This is a genomic window from Nocardia sp. NPDC058499, from assembly GCF_042719915.1.
GTDB lineage: Bacteria > Actinomycetota > Actinomycetes > Mycobacteriales > Mycobacteriaceae > Nocardia.
In genome coordinates this window covers 32,415-38,219 of record NZ_JBHXMZ010000023.1, presented here as the reverse complement: position 1 = coordinate 38,219, position 5,805 = coordinate 32,415, and the positions used below count along the sequence as shown (strand labels likewise).

At 63.9% G+C, this 5,805-nt stretch carries 3 protein-coding genes and 4 pseudogenes; 4 read left to right on the top strand and 3 right to left on the bottom strand.

Annotation, left to right across the window (positions count from 1 at the left end; translation table 11 throughout):
- Positions 1-192: pseudogene (locus ACFWPH_RS33915) on the top strand (hypothetical protein); the annotation flags it as partial.
- Between the two features lie 106 nt (positions 193-298).
- Here ACFWPH_RS33915 and ACFWPH_RS33910 read toward each other — a convergent pair.
- The 3 genes from ACFWPH_RS33910 to ACFWPH_RS33900 all read right to left on the bottom strand — a co-directional run bounded on the left by ACFWPH_RS33910 (position 299) and on the right by ACFWPH_RS33900 (position 2,406).
- On the bottom strand, positions 299-1,156 hold the full coding sequence (locus ACFWPH_RS33910; protein ID WP_378756389.1) for an IS3 family transposase: 858 nt from the start codon (positions 1,154-1,156) through the stop codon (positions 299-301).
- Positions 1,157-1,287: 131 nt separating this feature from the next.
- Entirely contained in the window at positions 1,288-1,476 is a 189-nt protein-coding gene (locus ACFWPH_RS33905; RefSeq protein WP_378756388.1) for a transposase, read from the bottom strand.
- 87 nt (positions 1,477-1,563) lie between these two features.
- Positions 1,564-2,406, bottom strand: a complete 843-nt coding sequence (locus ACFWPH_RS33900) for a phytanoyl-CoA dioxygenase family protein (protein ID WP_378756387.1) — start codon at positions 2,404-2,406, stop codon at positions 1,564-1,566.
- Between the two features lie 648 nt (positions 2,407-3,054).
- On the opposite strand from ACFWPH_RS33900, the pseudogene ACFWPH_RS33895 reads away from it, so the two are divergent.
- The 3 pseudogenes from ACFWPH_RS33895 to ACFWPH_RS33885 all read left to right on the top strand — a co-directional run.
- Positions 3,055-3,259, top strand: a pseudogene (locus tag ACFWPH_RS33895) (IS3 family transposase); the annotation flags it as partial.
- A gap of 150 nt (positions 3,260-3,409) precedes the next feature.
- Positions 3,410-4,860: pseudogene (locus ACFWPH_RS33890) on the top strand (FAD-dependent oxidoreductase).
- 243 nt (positions 4,861-5,103) lie between these two features.
- A pseudogene (locus ACFWPH_RS33885) lies at positions 5,104-5,654 on the top strand (acetyl-CoA C-acyltransferase); the annotation flags it as partial.
- Positions 5,655-5,805: the final 151 nt, after the last annotated feature.

The following is a 5,805-nucleotide window of genomic DNA, read 5'->3' as shown; positions in this document are numbered from 1 at the left end:
CACCCACCACCCGGTGGACTGCGACATCAACTGAACACCGATCACGACAAACCGACTCTGAAACCGGGTGGTCGCGTTATCGGGGACTGGTCAGAGGAGACCGGCTTCCGCGTCCTCGACGGCGAGATCGAGATCTCCACCCATCCCCGTAAGGGTGGGCCGGTCACCCGCTACATCGCCGGATCCCGCTGACCGTCAACCATCATCTGGAACCGTCAAACATCATCCGAGACACCGTCAACCATGTTCCAGGCACAATCCGTCAAGCATCTCTCCGGACCTCACATCCGGGGAGGTCCTACTGGCCATTGACACCGATCGCGGAGTGACGGCGCCGAGTCCTGTACCAGTGCATCCATTTGTCCACCGCGGCAACGAGTTCAGCCTTCGTGGCATAGGTATGCCGGTAGTAGTGTTCGTGTTTGAACGTCGACCACAACGATTCCGTGCCGGCGTTGTCCCAGCAGATCCCGGTAGCACCCATCGATCGGTGCAACCCGTGCCGGTGGCAGGCCGCGGCTATGGCCGACGCGGTGTACTGACTACCGCGGTCGGCATGTAGAACGGTTCCGCGGCCGTGTCCGCCGCGTGCCGCGACCGCCATGTCGAGGGTCTCGGTGACCAGTTGGTTGCGCATATGGTCGGCTACCGGCCAGCCCAGCACTCGTTTCGAGTGCTCGTCTTTGATCGCGCACATATACATGTCGGATTCTCCGCAGGTCAGATGCGTGATATCGCTCGTCCACACGGCGTCGAGGCGGCCCTGGTCGAACCGGCGGCCGACCAGATCCGGTGGGAACGACGCCATCGGGTCGACCACCGTGGTCGCGACCTTGAACGTCCGCGGGCTGATCCCCTCGATCCCGACCTGGGCCATGATCTTGGCGACGGTCTTCTCGCTGACCTGCTCGCCGGCCTCGCGTAGATCGGCGGTGATCCGCGGGGCACCGTAGGTGCCGTCGGATTCGCGGTGATGGGCCAGGATCTTGACCGAGAGGTCCGCGCGGCGCTGCGCCGCAGGTGTCAACGACGTCGACCCGCAGCGTTTGCGGTACTCGTAGTACCCCGACCTCGACACATGCAGTAGTCGCGCCATCCGCGCGACGTCTACCCCGGCGGCGCCGAGGAACCTGTTGGAGGCGTCGCACTCTGCCATCAGCTCGAACCGGGCCGGTTCTGCTGCATCGCGGCAAAGTACGCCGAATTTTTTTTCAACAACGCGATATCTTTGTCCTGCTCGGCAACCTGCCTGCGTAACCGCAGCAACTCCGCCCGCTCGGCACCGGACTACGGCTGTTCCCGACCCACCGCCGCGGCTTCCACACGGCGGCGTTCATCGGCGACCCAGCGGCCCAGCAGGCTCTCGTGCACACCGAGCTCTCTCGAGACCTCGGCGACCGTGCGACCGGAATCGATCACTCGATGAGCAGCCTCGACCTTGTACTCGGTCGTGAACGACCGACGTTTCCGAGACACAGGGACATCCTTCCGCAGGATCAACAATCCTGCTAACTCGGTGTCCACTTCCCAGGGTGAGCCTCAAACAACCTCATGACCTGCAAGCTAGCCTTCGAGAAGGACGTGCGCATTGGTCATTGTGCCGTTGATCTCCACGTACCCGAGCCCCGGGGGGCAGCCGTCGTAACCGAGAAGCCGCTGGATGTCCTCCGGGAGGGCCCGCGCTTCGTCGACTGGGATGGTCAGGTATTGGTTCTCTTCCTGACGCAGGTAGCCCAAATCCAGGCTCATTGTCAGCCCAAGTCGTGGCTTGTCCGTGGTGTTGGTGCCGCCGCCGTGGAATGTGGAGCCGATGAAAATGAGCGCCGAGCCGGCCGCCATCTCGGTTGGTATCGCTTGGTCTGTGCTGGGCCCTCGGTCGTCGCCCCACAGGTGACTCTGCGGGACCACCAGAGTTCCGCCGTTTTCCGCGGTGAAGTCGCTGATCGCGACCATGATCTGTACACGCGCCTGAGGGCCCCCCTCAGGGTGACGCCAGTGCCATACGATGTCGTCCCTGTGTAGCGGTTGGGCACCTTCTCCAGGGTGGATCGCGATCAGTTGGGTGACGCCGATCTGGATTGTCGGGGCGGCTTCGAAGGAGTCGTCACCGAACCAAAGCGTAATGGGTTTGCACAGGATGCGCTCGGCTGCTTCGCGGTACAGAGGATTCCTGACGATGGTGTCCGCATATCTCGTGTGCTTGAAGATGCCGCCGAGCCGGCCGGTTTTGCCTCGGCCGGTCGTAGGGTCTTCCAAATTGGACGCCAGCTTCGGCTGCAAATCTTCGAGCAGGCCGGAGAGCGTGGCCGAGTCGATGAAATCGCGGATGATGACGCCACCGTCACGGTCGATCACCGCGACCACCTCATCCACTGTCGCGGTGGGTCCCAGTGTGGTGAGTTTCATGTCTCTGTCCTTCAGTTCGAGTTCGGGGTCGGCGGGCAGTAATAAAGGCGGTCGGCGTAACACAGACCTGCGACTGGATTCTCAGGTCCGTCAGTGAAATCGATATTGGATAGAGGATTCTGATTTCGGTCGACGACTCCTCGGTCGTCCATATGTGGGCACTGTCGGTCTCGATGCGGTCGTCAAGCACGGTTGCGTTGAAGCCTGTGCGTCACATGCCGATATCCGCGATCCCGTGCCATGAGTTGCAGTCCCGGCCGATGGACCAGCTCCGGCACTTACGCCGAAGATGATGAGTCCGGAGTCGATGCTATGCATACAAAATTCCGTGGGAATCCGCTCGAAATCACACATGACGACACGCCGGGTGAAAGGCGATCGCTGCCAATTGTGTGGCACCGCATAGTGTCTTGTCCAGACTCGAACAACTGTCCGGGTTGAGGGGGGATGTTACCGTGACCGCCCGGAGTCGTCAAGGCCGGGGCCCGGCGTTCACGCCTCGGTGACAAATCGTCGAATGCACGTGTGCTCTTGACCTGACCCGTCCGGTTCGGTTCGGGTGAACTGGCCTCCTGAACGGGCGGATCACGTGGACCGATCACCGGGGGGCCTGTGGTGCCACCGGACTAGCGTGAGCGGGCGGTGCGGATGGTCGCCGAAGTCCGTGATCAGCACGAGACCGCAGGGGGGCGGCCATGGCTGCGGTCGTCGAGTTGCTGGGGATCGGTTGACCGAAACGGTCCGCAAATGAGTTCGGCGAACCCGGGTCGATATCGGTAGCCGTGCCGTGGTGACGAGCGAGGAATCTGCGGAGCTGAAGTGGTTACGACGGGAGAACGCAGAACTCGAGCGCGATCCTCGACGAGGTCCGGCGGGCGGTACCGACCTCCCGCTGAGCGGGAGGCTCCCGGTGGTCACGCCGCTGCGGCGGGCATTCTCAGGGATCGAGTCGGCCGGTCCGCTTGCGCCCAGACTATCGATACCCACCCACAGGAGAAATCGTATGTCGGACAACGGGAGTGTGCACCCCGAGGAGATCACCGCGATCACGGAATGGGGTCACGAAGCTGATGTAGTCGTCGTCGGGTACGGCATCGCGGGAGTCTGTGCAACCATCGAAGCGGTTCGGGCCGGTTCCGAGGTCCTGGTGCCCGAGCGCGCCGGAGGATGGGGGAGCGGCCGCGATGTGGGGCGGATTCATCTACCTCGGCGGTGGCACCGCGCTGCAGAAGGGGCTCGGATTCGAGGACAGCCCCGAGAATATGGAGACGTTCCTGACCGCCGCCGTCGGCCCGGGAGTCGATGCGGCGAAGATCCGCGATCATTGCCAAGGCAATGTGGAGCACTTCGACTGGCTTGTCGTGCAGGGGGTGCCGTTCAAGGAGGAGTTCTGGGGTGAGTCGGGGTGGGAGCCGCTCGCCGATCAGGCTTGATGTTTTCCGGTGGTGAGAACGCCGCCCCCTACAACACCATCGCTACTCCGCCCCGCGGGCACCTGCCGAAGATGGCCGACAAGCGAACAGGTGAGAAGGGCGGCGACTACATGCTGATGAAGCCGCTCATCGATACAGCCGAGAGCCTCGGCGTACGAGCCGAGTACGACCTGCGGCTTCAGCGCTTGATCGTGAACGAGGCCGGGCGGGTGCCCGGGGTGATCGCCAGGCGCTACGGCAAGCAAGTGGCGACCCGTGCCCGGCGTGGCCTGGTGCTGGCCACCGGCAGCTTCGCCTATGACCAGCAGATGGTCGAGGCCTATACGCCGTTGCTGATCAATCGACCGGCGGCCGCGATCGAGGAGCACGACGGCATCGGCATCCGGGTCGCGCAGGCCCTCAGAGCCCAGCTTGCCCATATGGACGCTATCGAGGTCGTGATCTGGTGACGCGCGGGATCCTCGTCAACGGTCGCGGACAGCGTTACATCCCCGAGGACTCCTATCCCAGCCATAGCGGCCAGTCGACGCTGATGCGTCAGCACAGCGCGGCGTTCCTGATCATCGATGAGACCGCGCTGGAAGAGGCCAACGGAACTGTTTCCGCTACTGAGGGTTTCCGGGCACAACCGCCGACATAGGTGGCTGAGACGATCGAGGAACTTGTATCCAAGATCGGTTTCCCGGCCGGTGTGCTGCAGGCCACGGTCGAGGTGTACAGCCGGCATGCCGCCGCGGGCACCGATCCTCTGCTGGGCAAGAAGGAGCAGTGGGTCAGGCCCCTCGGCACCCCGCTGGCGGGCTATGACCTATGCAAGAGCACCGGGGGTTTCACCCTCGGTGGGCTGCGGACCGACCTGGATTCCAGGGTGCTGCACGTCTCCGGCAAACCCATCGCGGGGCTCTGCGCCGCGGGGCGCTGTACTTCGGGAATCTGCGCAGGCGGCTACGTCAGCGGTGCATCAATGGGGGACGGCAGCTTCTACGGCCGACGGGCTGGCCGCGCCGCAGCAGGGGCCTGACCGATTCGAATTCGGTCGGCCACGGGTGAGGAGAACACGACATGCTGAACGAAGCAGATTCGTCGCAGGATACGCGGTCACGATCGGCTTGCCCCTGGCCGTGCTGATCGGCACCGTCGTCTGGCCGCGGCCCGGATCACAGCTGCCACCGGATCGGCCGGAATCGACAATGCCCCAATCGGGCCGCGAATCGTCCGTCCGTGCCGATCTCGATCGTCTCTATTTGTGATACAGGGAGTTTCCATGCCCGAGGCCGTCATCGTCTCCGCCGCGCGTTCTCTCATCGGCCGGGTCCGCAAGGGCTCGTTGGTCGACACACGCACGGACGACCTCACCACCCAGATAGTGCGCGCCGCGCTGGACAAGGTGCGCGGCCTGGACCCGGCCAGTATCGCCGACCTCATCTTTGGCTGTGGCTCGCTGGGCGGTGAGCAGGGCCTCAACCTCGCCCGCAACGTCGGGGTGCAGCTCGGTTTCGACACCCTGCCCGGCACCACCGTGCACCGCTACTGCGCCTCTACAGTCGACCCGGATGGCGTTCCACACCATCAAGGCCGGTTGTTCTCTCCGCCGGCGTCGAGACGGTGTCCAGGGACGTCCACGGCTCGGCCGACCCCTGACCGGACACCCAGAACCCGCTCTACGTCGAGGCCCAGGCCCGCACCGCGAAGGCCGCCGAGCGCGTCGCCGGGATTTGGTACGATCCGCGCGAGTACGGCCTGACCCCCGACGTCTACATCGCCATGGGCCAGACCGCGGAGAACGTCGCATCCTTCACCGGCATCACCCGTGACCCTCGAAGCATCCTTCACCGGCATCACCCGTGACCCTCGAATAGCGAGCGGGGGGGGGGACGGGGTTGTGGGTGTCCAGACCCCGCATTCCTGGGGGGCCCTCTCCGCTTGTGTTGTTAGATATGTCCGCAGCTGTTATCGTTGTCATTTA